This window comes from Gemmatimonadales bacterium (assembly GCA_019637315.1).
Taxonomy (GTDB): Bacteria; Gemmatimonadota; Gemmatimonadetes; order Gemmatimonadales; family GWC2-71-9; genus SHZU01.
Window position 1 is genome coordinate 221,932 of sequence record JAHBVU010000005.1, and the last position, 23,262, is coordinate 245,193.

Here is a 23,262-nt window from a genome sequence, read left to right on the forward strand (position 1 = left end):
CCTAAGTGTCGGATCGTAGAATGGCGAGCGGGGGCCGTTTGAGAACCTCCGCACTGCTCCAGAGACCAACCAGCAACGTGAGCCCGACCAGCAGAGCCGTCAAGCCGGACAGCGCTCCAATGGGCAGGTCGTACCGCGCTTCAAAGACGAACCGGGCCAGGGCCCACCCGGCAACCGACGAGAGCACGATGGCAACCAGCGCCGCCATGATGCCGAGCGCGGCGTACTCGGCAACCAGAATGCGGAGTACCTGGGCACGTGTGGCGCCCAGGGTCTTGAGCAGGACGCCCTCCCGGAGCCGCTGGAGCCGCGCCGTAGTGACGGCGCCTACCAGGACGATGGTGCCGGCGGCCAGGCTGAAGAGGGCCAGGAACCTGACGGCGAGACTGGCTTTGCTCAGCACGCTCTCGATCACTTCCTGCACTTGTGACAGGTCGATCGCGGCAACATTGGGGTAACGTTCCGCGATCTGCCGCTGCAACCGTCCGCGCACCGCAGCGCTGTCGATGCGGGCCAGGGTTACCAGCATTTGCGGCGCGTCGTTGAGGACGCCCTCTTCGAAGACGACATAGAAATTGGTCTGGAACCGACCCCAATCGACTTCGCGCAGGTTGGTGACTACGCTTGGGACCTGGACACCTTGGACGTCCCAGACGATCTCATCGCCGACCCGAACCCGGAGGTCGCCGGCGATTTCGCGATCCAGGGAAATCCGCGCCGGACCGTTACCACGCGGTCCGCTCCACCATGAGCCCGCCACGATCCGCTCGGAATCGGTCAGGCTGTCACGATAAGTGGAGCGGTACTCGCGCCGCACCGCCCAGCCACGGGGCATGCCGCTGTCGCTTGGTGCGGCCGTGTCGACCTCATCCTGGTCGAGGTCGTCGAGGTCCGGGGAATCGACGGGCGTCTGCAACTGCATCACGGGTCGACCCCGAATCGAGTGGACCCGCATCCCGATGATCGGCACCGGAGCACTGCCCTCGACGTCCGCCCCCTCGAGAATGCTCATGACGCCGGCAACCTGGTCAGGCTGCATGTCGAAGAACATCACGTTGGGCCGCTCGCCCGAGCCCCCGCCAACTCGAAATTCGCGCAGCAGGTTGTGCTGAACGAGGTAGAGCGTCGCGAGCAGGAAGGCGCCGAACCCGAGGGCCAGGATTACGGTCCCGGTCTGGTTGGCCGGGCGGTAGAGGTTGGCCAGCCCCTGTCGCCAGAGATACGGCCAGCGGGTCGGGAACCAGCGCCGTAGCGCCTTGATGAGGCCGAGCGACGCCAGCCACAGCACCAGCACGACAACACCGACTGACGCGGCGAAGTACGCCCCTTCGCGGGCATCCCGCACCTGGACTGCGGCCAGACCGTAGACGCTTGCCGCGAGCAGCACGAAGGCGATCCAGGCCAACGGGTCCTTGCGCGAGCCGGAGGGCTCCTCGCCTCGCCGGAGTGTGACCAGCGGCGAGACACGGCGCACGCCCAGGAGCGGCAGCAGCGCAAAAACCAGCGCAACCCAAATGCCCAGGCCGATTCCGATCGCCACTGCCGCCGGCGCAATGGCAATCGTGACGTCGACGGGGAGCAGGTCGAGGAACAAGTACGGCAGGAACTGCTGAATCCCGACGCCCAGGGCTGCGCCCAGAATGCTGCCGAGCAAGCCCATGGCCAGGGCCTGGACGAGATAGGCCAGAAACACCTGACCGGAGGTGGCGCCGAGGCAGCGGAGAATGGCAATCGTGTCGAGCTTGCGCCGGATGAAGAGATGGGTGGCGCTCGCCACGCCGAGCCCGCCCAGGAGGAGCGCTACCAGCGCGACCAGGCCCAGATAATTGCCGAGTCGGGTCAGCGTACCGGCCAGATCCTCACGATCCTCATCGACGCTGCGGATCCGATAGCGCAAGGCGCGCAGGTCATCACGCCGCTGGGCGGCCAGCTGCTCCGCCCGCGCTTCGGTGGCGCTCGGCAGCTTGATAAACCACTCGTACTCGACCCGTGATCCGAACTGCAGCAAGCCGGTGACCGCCAGGTCCGTTGCCGTCAGAAAGACCCTGGGCCCGAAGGCGGTAGCCACGCCGACATCGCCAGGGATGTTGGCTACCGTGGCATCGATCACGAATCGGCCATCGCCGATGGCCAGCGTGTCGCCGAGCTCGGCATTGAGGGCGGTGAGCAGGGCAGGGTCGACCACGGCCCGACCGGGGCCCAGCGTGGCCCAGCGGCCCGACGGTGTGGTCTGGATGTCGCCGTAAAACGGATAGCCCGCCTCGACGCCGCGAATCTGGACCAGCCGGACGGCCGACGTCGTGGTGACATAGGCCATGGCTGCGAAGCTGGTAACCTGCGCCGAGGCGCCACGATCGGACCCGGTCGTATCGCCGCGCACCAGAGTGTCGACCAGCTGCTTGATCGGTTCGGTAAAGGCGCGCCGGCCCGTGATCACGAGGTCGGCGCCCAGCAGAACCTTCGCTTGCGTACCAACCGAAGTGCGCAGGTTCTCGGTAAAGCCGTTGATCGCTACCAGCGCTGCGACCCCGGCGGCAACCGAGGCCACCAGCATGATCAGACGCCGTCGCGCGGCGCGACTTTCCCGCCAGGCGAGTTTGAAGACGAACGGCAGGTTCATGCGGCCGCCGCGGTGTCCTCGACCACGTGGCCATCCGTCAGTCTGATGATCCGCCCGGCCCGCGCGGCGAGGTCGCGGTCGTGGGTCACCAGCACCAGGGTGGTGCCCCACTCGCGGTTGAGCTCGAGTATCAGGTCGACGATCGACCCGCCTGTTTTCGCGTCGAGGTTGCCCGTCGGCTCGTCGGCAAAGAGAATCTGCGGCCGGGAGGCGAAGGCGCGGGCCAGCGCTACTCGCTGCTGCTCACCCCCAGACAACTGGGTCGGGTAGTGGTGTGACCGGTCGCCCAGCCCGACCCGGGTCAGGAGTTCCTGGGCCCGGTCGGCCGCAGGTTCGCCCCGGAGTTCGAGCGGGACCTGGACGTTTTCGCGGGCGGTCAGGGTCGGAATCAGATGAAACGACTGGAAGACGAAGCCGACCTTCTGGCCTCGGAGCTGGGCGCGCTCGTCTTCCGTCATGGCTCCCAAATCATGGCCGTCCAGCATGACCCGCCCGGCACTCGGCCGGTCCAGTCCCGCCAGCAGGCCGAGTAGGGTGGTTTTGCCGCTGCCGGAGGGGCCGACGATGGCCAGGAACCCCCCGTGTTCGAGGCTGAACGTGATATTGTTCAGCACGGTAAGCTGGCGTCCCCCCGACAGATAGGTCTGGGTGAGGCCGGAGCATTCAAGCATAGCTGACGAGGACTTGGACATGGGTCCAATGATAGCCGGATCGGGGTTCCGTTTCATTCTGGTGGCCCTGGTACTGACCGGGTGCGGGTCCAGGCCCGAGCAGTCGCCGCCGCCCCCACCTCCCCCCCCGCCGTCAGCTGCCGATGCAGCGGCAGTAGACTCCACTCCGACCATCGTCTTTCTTGGCACCAGTCTCACGGCGGGGTATGGGCTGCCCGATCCGAAGCTGGCGTATCCTGCCCTGATACAGCGCAAGCTGGATTCGGCCGGCCTGCGATATCGGGCCGTCAATCGCGGGGTCAGCGGCGAGACCTCGGCGGGCGCGCTCCGGCGGATCGACTGGATCCTGCGTGAGGGCAAGGTCGCCGTTTTGCTGGTGGAAACAGGCGCCAACGACGGTTTGCGTGGTCAGAATCCAGATTCGACCAGGGCCAACATCCAAGCCATTTTCGATCGCGCGCTCCGGCTGGAACCCGCGCCCAGGCTGGTACTGACGGGGATGGAGGCGCTGCCGAACCTCGGGGCGGACTACACCAGTCGTTTTCGGGCGATTTATCCGGACCTGGCGCGCAGCAACCGCGCGGCGCTAGTGCCGTTTCTGCTGGAAGGTGTGGCCGGGGTCGACTCGCTCAACCAGGCCGACGGGATCCACCCGACGGCCCGCGGTCAGGAGGTCGTCGCGGAGAACGTCTGGCGCGTTCTCCGCGGTGTGCTTAGTTCGGAGGCAGCAGGTACACCGTAAACGTGGCTGGTGCGCTGATGCCGGCTACCGTTGCCCGATACTCCCTTGCGCCTGCTGTGCCGTTGGGGGTCACGCCCTGCGTCGCGATACCGTTTGCGTCGGTCGTGGTGGTGCCCAGGCTGCCTCCACCCACCAGGCTCCACGATACCTGAACTCCGCTGACCGGGTTGTTGAACTGGTCGACGACGAGCGCCCTGAGCGGCTCCGGCAGGCTCGAGCCGGCGACCACGGTTTGCTGGTCTCCGGCAGCCATCAGGATCCGGTTCTCGAGTCCGGGCAGAGCGCGGAAGGCAAACCGCATCGGAATCGGAACGACCCCCACCTGGTGGATCGCCTGGATCAGATGGTGCCCGGCAAGCGGGCCCGGGGCATACTGCCCGGAGGCGATGCCCGCGGTGTTCGTTACCGTGTTGGGCAGGGAAAAGACGCCGCCGCCGCGCACCACGGTCCAGCTCGTTGCCACGTTGGAAAGGCCGGCTTCCGAAGGATCGGCAATCTGGGTCGTGAAAGCGATCGGTGTGCTGCCCACCCTCACGGGGGCGGTCGGACCCGTCCTACCCCTGAAGGCTACCATATAGAAATCACTCAGCAGCAGCATCTCTGCAAAGCTGCCGCCGCCGATGGTCCCCCGAACCCGGGACGACATGCTCGGGTTGGACGGCGTCAGGAACGAGGTCCTCGCCACGCCAAGTGAATCGCTCAGGCTGCTGCTCGGAACGAGGGTGCCGCCGCTTCCCTCCGCTTCGGTCCACTGCACCATGACACCGGGAACCGGGTTGCCATAGCTGTCCGTGACCTGCACCTCGAGCTCTTCCGACATAAAGTGAATCGACTGGTTGGCGCCGTTGTGAACGGCGACCTGGCTGGCGGGCCCGGTCGTTCCGAACCCGGCAAACGTGATGTTGGCGCCGTTCGGCAGTGAGGCGCGGTAGAGGGCGATACCCTGACGGGCGGGCGCATTGGCCGTCATCGTGGCAACGCCGGACGCTCCCGATACCGAGGTCGCGGTGCCGACCAAGCCATTGCTGTGGATCACCTGCCAGGACACGGTGGCTCCCGAAACCCCGACCCCGCCGGCATCGGTGACGCGGACCGAGAGCGGTGCCTGGAAGGGCGCTCCGGCAACCGCGGTCTGGGCGCCTCCACCGACATAGTAGAGCGCCGCTGCGGCGCCCACTTCGGCCGTGGCGGTGATGAGCAGAGCGGGAAGTCCTGCGACGCTGGCCTCGAACTGCTGCGGACCGAGCCCGGGACCGAGTTGCGCCGTCGTGGAGGCCTCCCCGGCTTCGGTCGTGGTGGCAGAGCCCGGGGCAACCGACGCCCCGGCAGCAAGTGCCCGGAACGAGACGGTCACGTTGGGCAGTGGCAGGTCATCGGCATCGACGACGCGAACGGTGAGCGGAACAGGCAGCGTCGTGCCGGGGCCGCCGCGCTGGTTGCCGCCGCGCACCAGGAGCAGCGACACCGGGTTGCCGTACGCCGCGGTGGCCGTGATCGTCACCGGGGCGAGGCCAGGTGCGCTGGCCTCGAATCGCTGCTCACCAAGGCTCGGCCCCAGGAATGCATCGGTCGAGGCGCGGCCGGCGTTGTCGGTGCGCGCCTCGGCGACTTCGACGCCACCACCACCGGTGACGGATCGAAACCCGATCGGAACATCGGCGACGGGCAGGCCGTCGGAAGCTCGGACCTCGACCGTGATCGGCGTGGCAAGCGGTGCGTTGGGTCGGGCGGTCTGGCCCGTGCCGCCAACGACCGTCATCGTCGAGGGTACGGCCACCAGCGTCAGGTTGACCGAGTCACGCACACCATTCGGCAACTCGGCGCGGACCCTGATCGTGGCCCGCCGTGCGGGGGCGCGTAATGCGCCGGCATCGGTCATCGGTACGGTCGCGTCGTTCGTGCTCCAGGCAATCGGGAAGCTCGTAATGACGGCACCGGCAGCCGTCGTGCCGGTTGCCCGGAACCGAACCGAGTCGCCGAACGAGGCCAGGCTGTCCCGGGGGGCAATGCGCAGAGTGGCAATGTCGGCCCCGGGGCCGACGTAGCGGAGCGTCAGCGGTGGCATGGCTGTCGGCCCCGCCCGGCTGGATGAGACGGTGACGGTGTCGGAACCCAGGTAGAAGACGGCGCTGCCGCCAACCAGAGTAACGGTTACGTTCAGCAGCTCACTCGGCGCTTCGAGTTCGATGCGTAGCTGGAGCGACACCGACGGGGCGCTGGCTGGGAACGCCACGAGCGTATCGACAACGAGATCGGCGGGCCGTGCGGCGCGGGTGACGCGAACTCGGGCGCCGTCGATCGGAAGCGGTGCAGCGCTCGCGCTCAACTCGATTACGGGGGCCAGTGCGAGCGAGGCCGAAAACGCGCCTCCGGATGGCGCCGAATGCTCGCTGCAGGCCAGGGCGGCAAGGAGCGCGGCGAGGGCGGAGTAACGACGGGTTGAGTCAGGCATCACACACCGATCGCACGGCGTTGGCAAGTTCCTCGGACGTAAACGGCTTCGACAGGTACGGCATCTTCCGAAGCTGGTCCAGCGTTCCTTCTCCAGGATACCCTGAAATAAACAGGACGCGTAGGTGGGGCCAATCGCCGAGCAGCTCGCGGGCCAGATCGGTGCCCCGTTGCCCTGGCATCATGATGTCGGTCACCAGGAGCGCAACCTCACTGCCCCGCTCTGCGGCAATCGCTGTTGCTTGCGCGGCACTCTCGGCGGTCAGGACCTGATAGCCGTATCGTTCCAGTCCGCGTTGCGCCACCTTCAGCACGGCGGTGTCGTCGTCGACGAGGAGAATGGTCTCCTGGCCGTGTCCGGCTGGGATCGACACCGGAGTCGACTCGATCGTTGCTGAGCGACCGGGCAGCGCCGGGAAGTGGATCTCCACCGCCGTGCCCTGTCCTGGATAGCTGCGGATCCAGAGCAGGCCGCTTGCCTCGCGGACAATCTCCTGAACCGTTACGAGACCGAGCCCGCGATGGTCGGGACCCTTGGTGGTGAAGAAGGGCTGAAAGAGGTTGGCCTTGGTTTCGGCGCTCATGCCGGCGCCGGTATCGGTGACCGTCAGGACCACGTAGGCGCCGATATGTTCGTCGACGTCGCCGAATGCCAGCTGCGGATCGGTTCCGGTGACCGCATGCGTCGAGATCGTCAGGGTTCCGGCTTCGCCGATGGCATCGCGGGCGTTGGCGGCCAGGTTGATCAGGATGTGGCGGAGCTCGCCCGGATCGGCAAGGATGGGTGGCAGTTCGGGCGCGAGGTCGACAATCAGCCGGATGTGGCGCCCGACGACGCCACGGAGAAACTCTTCCCAGTCCGCCACCACGGCATTGAGGTCGGTGGTGCCGCGGGCCGATTCGCGGACGCGGGCAAACTCGAGCACCTCGCGCAGCAGGGTACTGGCGCGCTGCGACGCGGCGAGTACGTCGTTCAGCTCATCGTACGAGAGGACCTGATTACCCAGGCCCGAACGAGCCAGGTTGGCATAGCCGCCGATGACCTGGATCGCTTCATTCATTTCGTGCGCGATTCGATCGGCCAGACGAGCGACGGCATCGAGCCGCTGGGACTGCCAGAGTTGGTGCTCCATCCGTTTTTGCTGGCGGAGGTCGCGGGCCGATCCGATGTAGAGTATATCGTCTTCGTGCGCACCGACGACCGGGACGACGGTCAGTTCGATCGGTACCTCGAGCCCGCCGGCCGTCTGACAGTTCGCTTCACCACGGTAGGACTGGCGCTGGCGCAAGGCGTTGCGGAGCCGCTCTACGACCATCGGCTCCGCCAGAATCGTGATGATCTGATCGATGCCACGACCGATGATGTCGTGCGCGGGTACTCCCACCAGGTTCGCAAACGCCTGGTTCACGAAGCGTACTTGCTCCGCATCGCAGACCAGCAGCGGCTCCGTCGCGTGGATGGCAGCGAGCTCAGCGGCTCGGGCTGTTTCCATGGCGTGGTCCTCGCTTGTAGCGGGTTCTGGAAGGATACGTCCGTCGGCCCCCCGTTGACCAGCATCTCCTCCGTCCAATAGACTTGAGGATGGCATTTTTTGACTCCCGTCACCAGCGGGCCGCAATCGTCCTGGCCCTGCTGTTGGTCGGCATCGTCATAGCGCTCTCGCCCTATACCACGGGGCTTCTTTCGATTCCAGTGCTGTTCGTTGTCTTGGGGCCGGTGCATCGGTGGCTGACCCGGTTCCCTTGGATGCCACCTGGCCCGGCCGCTGGTGCTGTTGTGGTTCTCGCCATCCTGGGTGTGCTGCTGCCCGGTTTTGTCGTCCTGAGCCTCATTGTAGGGGAGGCCCAGAGTATTGCCGGCACGCTGATGACGGGCCCGATTCTGGACCGGATCAGCCGGTTGCAGCTCGGGCCGTTCGATGTCGGCGCCGAGTTGGTCCGTCTGAGCCAGACACTGGTTGCCTGGCTCGGAGGCAATGCGTTGTCACTGCTGGGTACGGTCACTCGGCTCTCGATCAACATCGTTTTGTCGCTCTTCGGCCTCTATTACCTGTTGCTCAACAGTGGTGGCGTCTGGAACGCCGTCCGCCCCGATATCCCGTTCTCTCCTGCCAACACCGAACGTCTTCGGCTCCAGTTCTCGGCGATTGCAATTTCCACGGTGATCGGGACCGGCCTTACGGCTCTGCTGCAAGGGTTGCTCGCGACCCTGGGGTTCGCGATGACCGGCTTATCCAATGCCATCTTCTGGGGCGTGGTTACTGTCGTCTTTGCCGTACTCCCGGTCGTCGGGAGCGGGATGGTCTGGATTCCGGGGGTGCTGGTGCTTGCCTCTGACGGTCGACCCGGTGGCGCCCTCTTCCTCGCTCTCTGGAGCCTGACCGGAACCGCATTGATCGACTATATCTTCCGGCCGCTCGTCTACAGCCGGTTTGCCCAAGTGCACCCGATGATCACGCTGGTTGGTGCGATAGCCGGCATCCGCTACTTTGGGCTGCTTGGTTTGCTGATCGGGCCGCTGGCGTTGTCGTATTTCTTTGCCATTCTCAAGATGTATCGCGAGGAGTATGTGCCTGCAGGTGCGGAAAGCGGCTTTACGGCCGAACACACCGTCGTTCTCGTCGACCCGGAAGGAGCCCCGGCGGCGCCTCCTCAGTGACGCGACCATACCATCGCGGCGCCGTATTCTGGTCGTTTGCCGCCATTTATATCATCTGGGGATCGACCTACCTCGGGATCACCTTTGCGATCCAGAGCATCCCGCCATTCGTGCTGGCGTCGAGCCGGTTCATCCTGGCCGGCGGGGCGCTCTATCTCTGGGCCCGCTATCGCGGTGAACCCAACCCCTCGCTTCGGGTCTGGGGTACCGCGCTTGTCATGGGGTCGCTGTTCTTCGTCATGGGCAACGGCCTGGTGGTCTGGGCTCAGCAGTATGTCCCGTCCGGGCGGACGGCCCTGCTGGCGTCGACCACACCGATCTGGGTCGCGATCATGGAAAGCGCGCTCGACCGCTGGCGGCGGCCGCCGGGCCGGGTGCTTGCGGGTGTCGTGATGGGGATGATTGGGCTGGTCCTGCTGGCCTCGCCTAACGTCGGAGAGCGGGCGTCTGAGGCGGTACCGCTGCTCGGGGTTGCTGCCTTGGTCCTGGCGGCGATCGGCTGGGGCGGGGGCTCGGTCATGGCGCATCGGCGTCGCCTGCCGACCAGCCCGAGCATGGCGACCGGCATGATGATGATCGGTGGTGGAACGCAGCTGGCGCTGGTTGCCTGGGGGTCGGGAGAACTGAGAAGCTTTTCACTGTCGCACGTCACCGCTGCGTCCTGGGCCGCGTACTTCTACCTGATACTGTTTGGCAGCATTATCGGCTTTACGGCCTTTACCTATCTGCTCTCCGTTACCACGCCCCAAGCGGTCGGCACCTCGGCGTACGTCAATCCGCTGGTTGCGGTGTTTCTGGGATGGTCGCTCGTCGGAGAAGTGGTGACCACCAAGATGATGACGGGAGCGGCGGTCAGCCTGCTCGGTGTGCTGTTGATACGCTGGCCCGAGAAGCCTGCACCGCCCGAGGTCGAGGCCGGGGTCTTCGAGACGGGAGAGTTTCCGGTGCCGGAGTCGCCGCCGCGGTAGCACGGGTGTGACGCCGGTGGGGAGAGGGAGTCTCCGGGGGTGCCGCAGCGCGACATGACCGGAAACGAAAGCGGGGCCGTCGGCTGACGGCCCCGCTTTCTACTGCTTGAAGCTACCGGCTTACTCGCCCGGGCGCCCGATCCGGCTCACGCCAGCAGGGCCAGACTCGGCGCAGGTGCCAGCCGCTTCGGGTTCGGCAGTTTCGATCTGCGAAACCTCGACCCGACGGTTCTGAGCCATGCCGTCTTCGGTCTCGTTGGTCGCGACCGGGCGGCACTCACCGAACGACCGGACCACGGTGCGATTCCGCGCCACTCCGCGACGGACCAGCTCGCGCTGGATCGTCTCGGCGCGGCGCTGACCGAGCCAGTTGTTGTAGCGAACCGTGTTCCGCCAGTCGGTGTGACCATCGATGTAGACCCGGAGGCTCTGGTCGGCCTTGAGGGCCTCAGCAACCTGATCGAGGGACATCCGGTCGACCTGACTCGCTTCGCTGTACCGGTTGGTGCCGAACATGGCGCGCAGCGTCACATTCAGGCCCCGGACCGTGGCCGTGGCGCGATCGGAGCTGCCGGAGCAGGTCGCGGTAACCTGATACTCGCCGCTGCGGCTCCAGCTGTAGGTCCAGCCCGACGCCGTCGGGTTGCCCTGCGCAGAGACCGAGCACTCGTCGGCGCGCATGGCGCGGCTGTTGCCGTCAGACCAGTACCCGGTAACCGTGTAGGTCGCCGACTCGCCCGGCTTGAGGGTCGAGGTCTTCGGGTTGATCTCGACGCGCGAAAGCGTCGGCGGCGGGGGGGGCGGCGGCGGAGCCGTCACCGTGACCGTCGAGGTGTCGGCCAGCTTGCCGTTCAGCGTCCGCGCAATCACCTGGTAGGTGCCGGCATTGGCTGAGCTGAAGACGCCGTTCGGACCGATGGTGCCGGCCGGCGAGACCGAGTAGGTAACCTGCGGGGTCGTCGACGATCCGTCGCAGAGGCGGCCGGTCACATTGAAATTGACCGACTGACCGGTCTGCACGCTCGCCGTGTTCGGGAGCAGGTCGATCGCATCGAGCCGGCTGGTGCAACGCGGATTCGGGAAGATCGACAGCCCAAGCTGCGCACCGAGATGCACGTTGCTGCTCGGGGCCGCTTCGACCGGGCCGAGAGCAACGACCTCGGCCTTCGCGTTGGCCGGGCTCGGCATGTAGTCAGCCGTGCCATCGAGCCGCAAGGACAGCCAGTTGTTGACCTTGAAGCGGAAGCCCGCCAGGCCGCCAACGCTGAAATCATTGCCGGAGATGGTCTTCACGGCGGTGTTCGGCGACTCGCCGTAGCGGTTGATGCCGACGCTCGGTCCGATCAGGAACGACGCCTTTTCGCCTAACGGCGCGTGGAAGAGGCCACGAAGATGGAAGGGCCAGTAGCGGATCGGCGAACTCACCTGACCGACGAAATAGTTCTCGAGGTCAGTGGCGTTGAATGATCCGTCCAACTCGAGAGAGAACTTGGGTGAGAAGAAGTAGCCGAGACGGCCGCCTCCACCGAAGCTGTTCTCGCTCTTGTTGGAGGTGCTGAAGCTACCATCGTACTTCGTGAAGCGGCCGAAGCCACCGATTTCGATGGTACCCTTCTCCTGCGCCAGTGTCGGGACGGCGTACGTCGCCAAGGCTCCCGCCAACAGGAGGATTCTGCGCATCAGTGCTCACTCCTTAGTGATGTTCGTTGACTGTCCGCTCCGACTTCCCAGATCGGTCGCCAAGAGACGTAAGCGATTGCGGTACCACAATATAGTATAGCTACTTTCGATCCAACGGCATAGTCCCCGCCCGAGTCAGGTTTCCCAACCGCGTTTTCCGGCAACCCGTGACATGGTAATGACTTGGGTCGATCGTGTCAGTAGGTTACCAGCATCCCGGCCGACCTGGGTCCCATGCCGCCAATTCGTACTGCGATTCTGCTCGTTGCCGCGGCCCTCGCGGCCGACCAACCGCCTGCCCTGAGGGTGATTCGAACCACCCCGGGCCCCGAGGCGTCCCCAACCTCGGTCGTGACGATCACCTTCGACCGCCCGGTGGCCGGGTCCCTCGATGCCACGGTCGAGGCACGGTCTCTGGTGACGATCGTACCTGCCTTGCCTGGCACGGTCGAATGGCGCGACCCGGTAACGATCCGGCTGCGGCCCGATCGGCCGCTCAACCCCGGTACGAGCTATCAAGTCACTGTCAGTCAAGACTTTACAGCCCTCGACGGCAGTCGCCTGGCCGCCCCGCACCGGTTCGCGTTTCGGGTGAACGGGCCGGCCGTCCTGGCTGGCCTGCCGGTCAGCGCCGGTGATGCCCCGCAGTTCGTCACCCCGGAGACCCGCTTCTCGCTGGTGCTTTCCTCGACGGCTCCGACCGAGCTGGTGACTCGGCTGGTGTATCTGGAACTGGGCCAGGGGTGCGGACGAACCGGAACCGTGCGGTTCCGCGCGGCCAGCGAGCGACCCGTGCCGGCGGACGCGCCCTGGCAGATCCGGGAGGCGGGCGGCTGGGATCGCGACCGATCGGCCGACTCACTCCGCCGCATCGTCGACCTCGCTCCGGTCGATCCGCTGCCCCTGGCATGCCGCGCGGCCCTGGTCACCCCGACGACCATCGATGCCGAAGCGCCCGGCGCATTCCGACGCTGGCCCTTCCGGACCTACGGCCCCTTCCGGCTGGTCGAGTCCGCTTGCTCGGGGGGCGAGTTCTGCCCGGCGGGCCCGATCCGACTGGTCTTCAGCACTCCGGTGCGTGGCGCCGATCTGCTACGACATGTATCGGTCCTGCCCAAGGTGACGTTTACCGTCGGCGACACCAGTGATGTGCGCGACCGGTGGATCCTGTCGGCTGACCTCAGGCCGCGCACCGGCTACCTGGTCCAGGTGGATCCCGCCCTGACCGATGCTTTTGGCCAGAAGCTGCAGGGCAATCCGCGGCAAACCGTCGTGACGACCGGATTCGAACCAAGCGTTTCGTACCTGAACGGTCGGCTGACCATCGAACGAAACGGTCTCCGGACCCTGCCGATTACCCACGTCAATGTCGACACGGTCGAGGTGATCTCCGCCGCCGTGCCGGAGTCGCTCGAGGCAAAGCTTCTGTCGCAGTCGTGGTATGCCTGGGGTGAGGATTGGACCGCCCTTGCCAAGCGAGCGACTCGACGGCGTCTTGCGGTACGTAGCGAGCGGGATCGGCACGGCGTGTACGGAGTGGCTTTTCCCGCCCCGGACGCCGGCGTCGCAGGCACCCCGACGCTCTACGCCGTCAAGATCTCGAGTCCGCGCCTGCCCCGGCCCCGTCGAGAAGGGGAGCGCGCCTCCGCCGAGGAGTATCAGCCGATTGCGCTGATCCAGGTGACCGACCTGGGCATTCACGCCAAGATCGGTCGCGAGGAGGGTGCCGTCTGGGTCACGGGCGTGAGCGATGGAAAGCCCCGGGCCGGCGCCGCGATTCGAGTTCGCGACCGCCGTCGGAATCTCCTGGCTGAGGGCGTCACAGATCAGACGGGATTGTTCCGTTTCGCGCCGATGCGCCGTCCGGCAGTCGCTGCGGACAGTGCGGACGAATATCGATACGAGGATTTCGAAGGGTACGTCGAAGCCCGACTTGGCGCCGACCGCGCCCTGGTCGGCGTCAATCAGTATGACGCCAACCTGTCGCCCTGGCAGTTCAACGTGTCGGGGGCCTGGGGGCGCGACCGCTACCCGATGGCCGGGGCGCTCTTTACCGAGCGTGGCATCTACCGCCCCGGCGACTCCGTTTTTGCGAAGGCCATCGTTCGCACCGGAGCGCTCGGTGCGCTCGAGGTGCCGCGACAGACGGACTCGGTGCGCCTGGTGTTCGAGGATCGGGATGGCGGTACCCTGCTCGAACGTGTCGTGGCACCCTCGGCCTTCGGTACGGCGTCGCCTGCGATCCGGCTGCCGGACGCCGCTCCGCTCGGTCAGTACGCGGTTACGGCGAGTCTCCGTCGCGAAGGGCAGTGGCAGGAGATTGCCCGGGCGGCGTATCGTGTCGCGGAGTACCGCGCGCCGGAGTTTCTGGTCGACGTGACGGCAGATACCGCGGCGCGTCAGAATGCTGAGCGGCTGCCAGCAACCGTGAGCGCCCGATATCTCTTCGGAGCCCCCATGGCCCGAGCCAAGGTGACCTGGAGCGTCCGGCAGCGCAGCATCGAGCCCTGGGACCTGACCGTTCCGAACACCGAGGGCTACTACGTGGCCGCCCGCGGGTGGTGGTGGGAGGAATGGAGCGGGCGGACCGCCAGCTCGGTCAGCGAGTCCCGCTCCGACTCGCTCGATGCGGCTGGTCAGCTGCGCATCACCGCGCCGCTCGAACTGGCCAATCCTGCCCTCCCGGCCAGGGTCAGCGTCGAGGCGGTCGTCACCGACGTCAATCGACAGACCGTGTACGGCGGCGCCAGTGTCGTGGTGCACCCGACCGCCTTCTACATCGCCGCCAAACCGGCCGGCAGCTATTTCTGGCCCGCGGGCAGTCCTCAGGCGGTCGAGGTGCTGGCGGTGCGTCCCGACGGCCGCCGGGTGGCCGACGTGCCGGTGACCGGGCTGCTGATCCGACGCGAGTGGCATCAGGTGCGTCGCGAGAACAACGGATACGCGGAGCTGGTCGGCGAGTGGGTCCAGGATACGGTCGATCGCTGCCAGCTGCGGACGGGCGCGGCGCCGACGAGCTGCCGGTTCACGCCGAAGCAGGCCGGCAGCTATATCGTCGCCTTTGCGGCCCGGGATCCCGGCGGCCGAGAGGTCGCGACGAGCTTCTATCGCTGGGTCACGGGCCCGGGATGGGTGCCGTGGGCGGATGAGTCGCAGTTCAAAATGGATGTGGTACCCGACCAAAGCCGGTACACCGTGGGCGACACCGCCACGGTGCTGTTTGCCTCGCCCTTCACGGATGCAGAGGCGTGGGTCACGGTCGAGCGAGAAGGGGTCATCGAACAGCGCCGGATCCGGATTGCCGACGGGGCGACGACGCTGCGCCTGCCCGTGTCCGAGGCCTGGGCGCCTAACGCCTTCGTCTCGATCGTGGTGGCCCGCGGGCGGAGCGCGGCCCCCGGACCGTTGGACGATCCCGGACGGCCCACGATTCGGGTCGGCTACGCCGAGGTGCGGGTTACCCCGGAGCCGAAGCGGCTGAACGTGGCGCTCGCCGCCGACAAGCCAGAGTATCGGCCCGGTGATCGTGCGGTCTTTACCGCCTCGGTAACCGATGCGAGTCGCGGTGCCAGGAGCGAAGTGACGCTGTGGGCGGTCGATGAAGGCGTGCTGTCGCTGACCGGCTTCCGGACGCCCGACCCGATCGACTTGCTCTACCAGCCGCGCGGGCTCGGCCTCCGGCTGGGCAGCAACCTGACCTCGGTCGCTCCGCAGGTGAAGCAGGGCGACAAGGGCCGCAATCCCGGTGGCGGCGGCGGCGAAGGCGCGGCCGACGTGCTGCGCTCCCGATTCAAGACCACTGCGTTCTTCCTGGGCTCGGTCGTGACGGGCGAGGACGGCGTCGGCACCGCAACGGTCACCCTGCCCGACAACCTCACCACCTTCCGCGTCATGGCGGTTGCTGTCACCGCCGGCGACCGTTTCGGCAGCGGTCAGTCACCTCTGCTGGTGACTCGGCCGCTGCTCGCTCGCCCGTCGCTGCCGCGCTTCGTGCGCGCCGGCGATCGCTTTACCGCGGGCGTCGTGGTCAATCATCGAGTCGGCGGTACCCCGACCGTCGAGGTCCGGGCCGATGCGACCGGGATTCGTCTGTCCGGCCGGAAACAGCAGCGCACCTCGCTGGAAGCAGGGCGCGGGCGGGAGGTGCGCTTCGACTTCCTGGCGTCCGAAGGCGACAGCGCGGCCTTCCGCTTCGATGTTGCCGGCGCCGGCGATCGCGATGCGGTGCGGCTCGCAATCCCGATCCGCCCTGCCTTCCGGCCGCGCACGGCGGTGGTGGCCGGGCTGGTCCAGGATACGGCGCAGGTCACACTCGACGTTTCGCCCGACGCCGATCCGGTCCGGTCTCGGGTGACCTTGAGTCTCGGCTCCTCGCCTCTGGCGCTGCTGCGTGGCTACGCCGATGACCTGCGTGCTTATCCCTATCTCTGCACCGAGCAGATGAGTGCGGTTGCGCTCCCGATGATTGCGCTCTACCGGGCCCGCACGGCAGCCGGGGCGGAGGCCGGTGACACGGTTCGGTTGCGGAGCGAGGCCGGTCGGGCGCTCGACCTGATCATGCGCAGACAGCGGAGCGATGGCGGTATCGGTCTCTGGAGCGCCACGGACTGGACCTCCCCGTGGATGACCGCCAATGCCGGTGAGGTGTTGCTGGAGGCCCGCGCGGCAGGGTTTGCCGTTCCGGACACCGTCGTCGCGGCGATGGTGGGTTACCTCACGGCCGCGCTCGAGCGGCAGGAGAACATGGCCCTGACCGTGGGCCTTCGCGACACCGAGGTGCATGCCAACCTGACGGAGCGGGTTGCCATTGCCGACTTCCTGAGCCGGGCCGGCAAGCGCAACCAGCCGCTCGAGAACGAGTTGACTCGGCGTCTCGGTCAGCTCCCGGCGGACGATCGGCTGCGCTTTGCTTTGACGCTTGCCCGGGCCGGCGATGAGCGAATGGCGCGTCGCATCGTCGAGCCGTTCTGGGCGCTTGCGGTGGTCGAAGGGCGGACGGTGAGCCTGCCGGACTCGCTCCAAAGCCGCTTCTACCTTCCTTCCGCGGTTCGGATGCCTGCGTATCTGCTGCTGTCGACCATGGCTGTCGAACCTGGCCATCCGCTGGTGACGCCGTTGCTCGAAACCGTGGTTGGTCGTGGGCGTCGTCGCGATCCCGACCAGTGGTGGAACACCCAGGATCACGCCATGGCGGTGCGCGCCGTCGACGCCTGGCAGCGCCGGTTCCCGGCGGTGAATCGTCGTCCGCTCGAAGTCCGGAGTGGCGGTCGAACCGTCTTTGCCACGGCGGGAGCGCAAGTCACCGGCGATTCGGTCCGCAGCTTGCGAGACCTGCTCCGAGGCCGGAGGCCCGGACCGCTGCCGCTCGAGGTCGCGGCCCGCGGCGCCGGCGACCCCGGCTTCTTCTATCTCACGCTGACCGAGACGCCCCGGGTTGCACCCGTCAACCCGGAGGACCGCGGTATCCGGGTCGAGCGCTGGTACGAGGACTACCGAACCGGTAAGCCGGTCACCTCGATTGCAGAAGGAGAACTGGTCCGGGTTCGCCTCCGCGTGACGGTGCCCAGTGAGCGGTCATTCGTCGTGCTCGACGATCCCTTGCCGGCCGGGCTCGAGGCAATCGATCTGAGCCTTCGTACCGTGGGTGGTATCGGCGGGCCTGGGCAGCTCGAGCCGGTGGACCAGACGGGCCAGGAAGGGGAGGGTGCCGCGCCGCGCTGGAGCTTCGGATCCTGGGACAGCGGCTGGTGGTCGCCGTTCGACCATCGCGAGCTGCGCGACGATCGGGTGGTCTACGCTGCACGCCTGCTTTGGGGCGGCAGCTACACCGCGAGCTACCTGGCCCGCGCCACCACGCCAGGCACCTTCACCCGGCCCCAGGCTCACGCCGAGGAGATGTACAACCCGGCGGTCTTTGGCCGGAGCGATGGTGGCACCTTCACGGTGACCGCGCGAGCCCCGTGAGCTACCCGCGGCGGTTTCGGCCTCGGCGGTTGCTGCGCCTGGCTCGATGGTCAGGCCTGGCTGCGCTCGCGCTTGGCGCCTGGATTCACTGGCCGGTCGATCGGGCCCGGCTCGCGCCTCCGGTCGGGGATGAGATCGTCCTGCTGGCCCGTGACGGGTCGCCGCTTCGGGCGACCCGGGCCGATGACGGCAGTCGGCGCCGCTGGCTGCCGCTCGCGGAGATCGACCCGGATCTGTTGGTGGCCTTCGTTGCCGCTGAGGACCGGCGCTTCTATGAGCATCACGGCGTTGATCCCGCCGCGCTGCTGCGCGCGACCCGACAGAACCTGGCCGCTCGGCGCGTCGTATCCGGTGCGTCGACCGTTACCATGCAGCTGGCCCGTTTGGTGACCGGGTCGTCTCGCAGCTGGAGCGGCAAGGTGTCGCAGGGCCTTTGGGCGCTCAGGCTCGATCGCCAGCTGACGAAGCAGGAGATCCTCGAGCAGTATCTCAACCGGGTTCCGCTGGGCCAGGGCGCTGTCGGCGTCGATGCGGCCGCGCGGCTCTACTTCGGGATGCCCGCGAGCGACGTGAGCCTGGCCCAGGCTGCGATGCTTGCGGGGTTGGCACACGCTCCGAGCCGCGACAATCCGCTTGTCTCGCTGCCCCGTGCGGAGGCGCGACGCAACCGGGTGCTCGATCGGCTCGAGTCGAATCGTCTGGCCCTCCCGGGCGATCTGGCCCGAGCGCGGCTCGAACCTGCCCACGGTGCTGGGAGTACGCCGCGCTTTCTGGCACCCCACTTTACCAGCTGGCTGCTCCGTCGGGCCGACACATTGCGGTCGCTGGGCACCGTGCGGACCTCGCTCGACCCGATGCTCGAGCAGGCCGTCGAAGCGGAGGTTCGCCACACCGTAGCCCAAATGCGGAGCTATGGAGCTGAGCATGCGGCCGCCGTCGTGCTCGAGAACCGGACCGGCGAGATCCTGGCCTGGGTTGGGTCGCCCGACTTCTTTGCGGCCGAGGCTGGGCAGGTCGACATGGTGGTCTCCGCTCGGCAGCCGGGGTCGACACTGAAGCCATTTCTCTATGGTCTGGCCTTGGATCAGGGGTACACCGCAGCCAGTATCCTCGCCGACGTTTCGACGGTGTATCCAACGGCAAACGGACCCTATGCGCCGCGCAACTACGACCGCCGCTACCGTGGCCCGGTCCGTTTCCGAGAGGCACTGGCGTCGAGTTACAACGTGCCGACGGTAGGGCTTGCCTCCGCTGTGGGCGTGGCGCCCTTGCTGGCGACCCTCCACCGTGCGGGTTTTGCCAGCCTGACCAGGCGTCCCGACCACTATGGTCTGGGTCTGGCGTTAGGCAATGGCGATGTCACTCTGCTCGAACTGGCGAATGCCTATCGCGCGCTCGCCAACGGCGGGGTCTGGCGCCCGGTCGGCTGGCGGGCAACCGACGGCGGCCCCGCGCAAGGTGAGGCGGTCCGAGTCATCAGTACCGAAGCGGCCGTGCAGATCCTCGATATCCTGGCGGATCCGATCGCGCGGCTGCCGGGTTTCGGGCCCTCGACACCGCTCGAGTTTCCCTTTCCCGCAGCGGCCAAGACGGGCACCAGCCGTCACTTCACCGACAACTGGGCGGTGGCGACCACGGCGGGCTTCACCGTTGCAGTGTGGGTCGGCAACTTCAGCGGGCGTCCGCTGCAGGGTGCCAGCGGCATTACCGGTGCGGGCCCCCTGCTTCAGCGGGCAGTCACTGCCGTCGCCGCGCGTTACGCACCTGGCGTACTCCCGACCCCGGCTGATCTTGGGCTCATCCCTGTCGAGGTCTGCCGACTCTCGGGTGGACGTGCGGGCAACGGGTGCCCGGCGCTGACGGAATGGTTCGTGGCGGGGCGGGAACCGTTACCCGACACCTGGTACACCGATGCGGGGGTTCGACTCCCGCCCGAGTATGTCGAGTGGGCCAGTCGGAGCCTGGCCGGGAATGCGGTGGTGGCGGCTGGTATCGTCCGGGTCAGCACCGACTCGGCGGTCGCGGGCTTCCGGATTACCTCTCCCCGCCATGGCGACCGGTATCGCTTCGTGCCGGGTGTCGACACGGCCTATGCCACCGTCGGTCTTCGCGCAGCAGGCGGTTCGGTTCCGATCCGGTGGTATGTCGACGGCGTCGAGACGAAGGCCAGTCGGTTGCCGCTGACCGTGGGCACCCACCGGATTCGCGCCGTCTCAGGCTCCGAAACCGACCAGGTCGTCATCGACGTGGTGCAATGACGTTGGATCCGGGCCTTCCATCCGATCGTCGCTGTCCGATAGTTTGAGACTCCTACTGTCAACCCGAGGCGTTACGCCATGAGGCATCGTTTGCATCGTCCCTTGGTCGTTGCTGGAATCCTGTTTGCGGTCGCCACGGCGTCGATGGCGACGGCTCCGGCGTTTGCGCAGCAGGGTCCGCGCACCTGGCAGGAGGAGCAGGGGTTCAAGGCCGGCCCGACACCCTTCGAGCCGCTGATGCGGTTCTGGTACGAGCTCGACCGGGTCAGCGATCGGGTCAGCGTGCGCCACCTCACCCGGACCCTCCTCGGTCGAGAGTTCACGCTCGTCACGGTCTCGAAGGAGCCGATCGCATCTCCCCAGGATGCGCTTCGCTCCGGCAAGACCATCGTCCTGATTGCCAATGCCGTCCACGGCAACGAGCCGGCGGGCAAGGAGGCTTCGCAGCTGGTGGCGCGTGACCTCGTCGCAGGCGACCTGCATCACCTGCTCGACAGCGTGATCGTTCTGTTCGTTCCCCTCATCAATCCGGATGGTGGCGAGGTACGCCGCCGGACCAATGAGGAAGGGTTCGACATGAACCGCGACTATCTCAAGCTCGAGTCGCAGGAGATCTATGCGCTGGTGACTCAGGTGATGAACGAGTGGACGCCCGATATCCACATCGACACTCATCACGGCGGCGCGGCACCCTACACGCTGACCTGGCAGGGCACCCTCAACCCGGCGGCCGACTCGGCGCTGCGGGCCTATCCCTACACAACCATCTTTCCCGAGATGCGAAAGGCGCTGCAGCTCGAGGGTTACGACGGCTTCGACTATTCGGGGCCGCAGACGCGTGACGGCGTTCGTGGCTGGGGCTCGACGTCGGTCGAGGCGCGGAAACATCACGTCTATACCGGATTGGTCAACTCGATCGGCATGCTGTTCGAGACGCCGTCCAGTACGCACCGGGTCCGCAACGGTGTTGTCGAAGTGGTTCCCGTTGAGGAACGCTACTTCCATCAGGTGCGGGGCCAGGTCATCGGGATGCGGACGGTCCTGGCCCACGCGGCCCGGCATCGGAGCACCGTTCGTTCCCTGACCTCCGCAGCACGAACCCGGGCGGTTCTGGCAGGCGTTTCGCCAACGCCTCGAGATCAGGTGGTCGTCGGGTATGAGTTGGTGTCCCGCGGGTCTGAATCCGTCTGGATGCCGGGCGAGCGGGGCGCGGACAGTCTGCCGACCTATCGGCAGGAGACGGTGCCGGTCTGGTTGCGATACAGCGTGACGCGAACGGTGGCGCGCCCGCGCGGGTATGTGCTGCCGGCATCGATTGCCAAAGTGGTTCCCCTGCTCCTGGATCATGGCATTCAGGTGCACCGCTTCTCGGCGCCCGCCAGTCTCGAGCTCGAAGTGTACGATGCCACCGGGATCCGTCGAGGCCCCTACTTCCAGGGACACTACCTGCGGGAAGTGGCCGGGGTCGAAAAAAAGGTCGAGCGAGTTGAGGTGCCGGTCGGCTGGTACTATGTCAGCACGGCGCAGGCCAAGGGCCGCCTGATTACCTATCTGCTCGAGCCGGAAACAGATGACAACCTGATTACCTGGGGCTACACGGACAACGTTCTGCGGGTAACCCCCACCTCGCGCGAGGAAGCGCTCCGGGAACTGCTGGGCGACGTCGATGCCGGCGCGCTCACTGCGGCGCAACGGACTCAGCTCGAGCGCCGTGCCGACGAGCTGCTCTCGCAGCGGCAGCGGATCCCGATGATGCGGGTGGTGACCGAACAGCCGAAGTCGTTGCTCGAAGTGACTCGCTACGGAGCAGCCGACCGGACGCGATACTGGCAGCCCTAGCGGGTTGAGTGATGCGCGCCGGCGTCGCTCCGAGCGCCGGCGAGAATCGCCTCGACCACGGCTCGGCGGACCGGGGTTACATCGGGAAAGTTGCCGCGCTGGTTGCGCCCGAGATGCTGACGATTGGTCAGCAGGACGATGGAAAGATTGTAGGCCGGCACTCCGAGCACATAGGTCCCGGTAAAGCCGGTATGCGCAAAGCTGCCCTCCGGCGCGTCGTCGGGGGCGTTCCACCCGACCAGATGTCCGAACCGATCCCGAGTGAAAAACAGATCGACTGTCTCACTGCGAAGGTAGCGGCGACCGCCTGACCGGCCGCGAGCCAGCAGCAGTCGCATCAGGACATCCAGGTCCGCTCCGGTCGCGAACAGGCCGGCATGCCCGGCCACCCCGGCGTGGGCGTACCAGGCATTCCCGTCGTTCACCTCTCCCTCGAGCGGGTAACTCCGCCAGCCGTTCCACGCCGTCGGGTCCTCCCGATACCGATAGCCAAAGGTCGAATCGTAGACCATCTGACGCTCGTAGCCGTTGCCGGTTTCGGTCGTCGCGAACGCGACGTTCCGCCGCTCCGGCCGGAAGCTCGTGCTGCGGAGGCCGAGCGGGCCGTAGAATTCGCGGTGCAGCAGGCTCGGCAGCGTCTCGCCGGCGACCTGCTCGATGAGATAGCCGAGCAGCATGAATCCCAGGTCGCTGTAGCGACGCTCCGCGCCGACACCCGTTCCGAGAGGCATCGATCGGATCAGATCGTAGGTCTGGCGAGGCGTCGCGGCGTGATAGTAGAGCGGTTGCCACTGGAGCAGACCGGAGCTGTGGGCCAGCAGGTGCCGAACCGTGATGCTATCCAGGTGGGGCCCGCGAAAGTCGCGCAGGTAGCGGTGGACGGGTGCATCCAGGTCAACCGTGCCTCGATCGACCAGCAGCATGACCGCGAGTGTTGTCGCCAGAGCCTTGGTGACGGACGCGACGTCGAACACGGTATGGGTCTGCATCGGCACCGGGGTGACGAGTCGCCGCCCCATCGAGTCGGTCAGCCGGGCGTAGCCGTAGGCGCGTTCCGTGATGAGGCGCCCGTCCCTCGACACCACCAGGACGGCCCCGGCCGTGCTCACCCCCATCGCGGCTGTGAGAACCGAGTCCGCAGCAGCTATCCCCCGGTCGATGCCGCTGGCCGAGGAGGGGGGCGACCCGACTGGTTGCCCGGTGGCACATCCCCAGCCGGCCGCGATCGCGACCAAGAGGGCTGAGGCCATCCCGGTTGGACGAATGCCGGTTCGCATGGTGAGGCAAAACATAGGGTGGTGCGTCTCCCACTGCAGCGACCACGGACAAGAAAGCCGACCGCCTGACTCGGTGTTGAGGGCGAGTTCCAGCCCTTGCGTTCGCCATCAGGAGCGAGAGCTTGATGGGAGC

12 protein-coding genes are annotated in these 23,262 nt (G+C 66.9%); 6 read left to right on the forward strand and 6 right to left on the reverse strand.

The features are described from left to right. Window position 1: 1 nt before the first annotated feature. Window positions 2-2,620 (reverse strand): FtsX-like permease family protein, encoded by a 2,619-nt coding sequence (locus KF785_06960; protein MBX3146497.1) that lies wholly within the window; start codon window positions 2,618-2,620, stop codon window positions 2-4. After that, entirely contained in the window at window positions 2,617-3,348 is a 732-nt protein-coding gene (locus KF785_06965) for an ABC transporter ATP-binding protein (protein MBX3146498.1), read from the reverse strand. Before KF785_06965 ends, KF785_06960 begins: the two co-directional genes overlap by 4 nt. Here KF785_06965 and KF785_06970 point away from each other — a divergent pair. Continuing rightward, window positions 3,320-4,033, forward strand: coding sequence for an arylesterase (locus KF785_06970; GenBank protein ID MBX3146499.1), 714 nt, complete (start codon window positions 3,320-3,322; stop codon window positions 4,031-4,033). The genes KF785_06965 and KF785_06970 overlap by 29 nt on opposite strands. On the opposite strand, the gene KF785_06975 is transcribed toward KF785_06970, so the two are convergent. Both KF785_06975 and KF785_06980 read right to left on the reverse strand, forming a co-directional pair. Continuing rightward, window positions 4,005-6,485: an Ig-like domain-containing protein gene (locus KF785_06975; protein ID MBX3146500.1), complete on the reverse strand. Its 2,481-nt coding sequence runs from the start codon at window positions 6,483-6,485 to the stop codon at window positions 4,005-4,007. The two genes, KF785_06970 and KF785_06975, sit on opposite strands and share 29 nt — an antisense overlap. Next, window positions 6,478-7,977, reverse strand: a complete 1,500-nt coding sequence (locus KF785_06980) for a response regulator (GenBank protein MBX3146501.1) — start codon at window positions 7,975-7,977, stop codon at window positions 6,478-6,480. Before KF785_06980 ends, KF785_06975 begins: the two co-directional genes overlap by 8 nt. Before the next feature lie 89 nt (window positions 7,978-8,066). Between KF785_06980 and KF785_06985 the strand changes: the two genes are divergently transcribed. Both KF785_06985 and KF785_06990 read left to right on the forward strand, forming a co-directional pair. Next, window positions 8,067-9,143, forward strand: a complete 1,077-nt coding sequence (locus tag KF785_06985; GenBank protein MBX3146502.1) for an AI-2E family transporter — start codon at window positions 8,067-8,069, stop codon at window positions 9,141-9,143. Further along, a complete protein-coding gene (locus KF785_06990) occupies window positions 9,140-10,111 on the forward strand; it encodes an EamA family transporter (protein MBX3146503.1) in 972 nt (323 codons plus the stop codon). Before KF785_06985 ends, KF785_06990 begins: the two co-directional genes overlap by 4 nt. A 120-nt stretch (window positions 10,112-10,231) precedes the next feature. Here KF785_06990 and KF785_06995 read toward each other — a convergent pair whose 3' ends face one another. Then, window positions 10,232-11,791, reverse strand: coding sequence for an OmpA family protein (locus KF785_06995; GenBank protein ID MBX3146504.1), 1,560 nt, complete (start codon window positions 11,789-11,791; stop codon window positions 10,232-10,234). Window positions 11,792-12,025: 234 nt separating this feature from the next. On the opposite strand from KF785_06995, the gene KF785_07000 reads away from it, so the two are divergent. From KF785_07000 to KF785_07010, 3 genes are all read left to right on the forward strand, one after another. Further along, entirely contained in the window at window positions 12,026-17,755 is a 5,730-nt protein-coding gene (locus KF785_07000) for an Ig-like domain-containing protein (protein ID MBX3146505.1), read from the forward strand. After that, complete coding sequence (pbpC, locus tag KF785_07005) at window positions 17,752-20,013, forward strand: penicillin-binding protein 1C (protein MBX3146506.1); 2,262 nt, start codon at window positions 17,752-17,754, stop codon at window positions 20,011-20,013. Before KF785_07000 ends, pbpC begins: the two co-directional genes overlap by 4 nt. A 78-nt stretch (window positions 20,014-20,091) precedes the next feature. Next, the gene (locus KF785_07010) at window positions 20,092-21,852 is read left to right on the forward strand and encodes a DUF2817 domain-containing protein (protein ID MBX3146507.1); all 1,761 of its coding nucleotides are present in this window, start codon (window positions 20,092-20,094) and stop codon (window positions 21,850-21,852) included. Here the strand turns inward: KF785_07010 and KF785_07015 are convergent. Continuing rightward, window positions 21,849-23,144 carry a serine hydrolase gene (locus tag KF785_07015; protein ID MBX3146508.1) on the reverse strand — a complete coding sequence of 432 codons (1,296 nt, stop codon included), beginning with the start codon at window positions 23,142-23,144 and terminating at the stop codon, window positions 21,849-21,851. The two genes, KF785_07010 and KF785_07015, sit on opposite strands and share 4 nt — an antisense overlap. Window positions 23,145-23,262 lie beyond the last annotated feature (118 nt).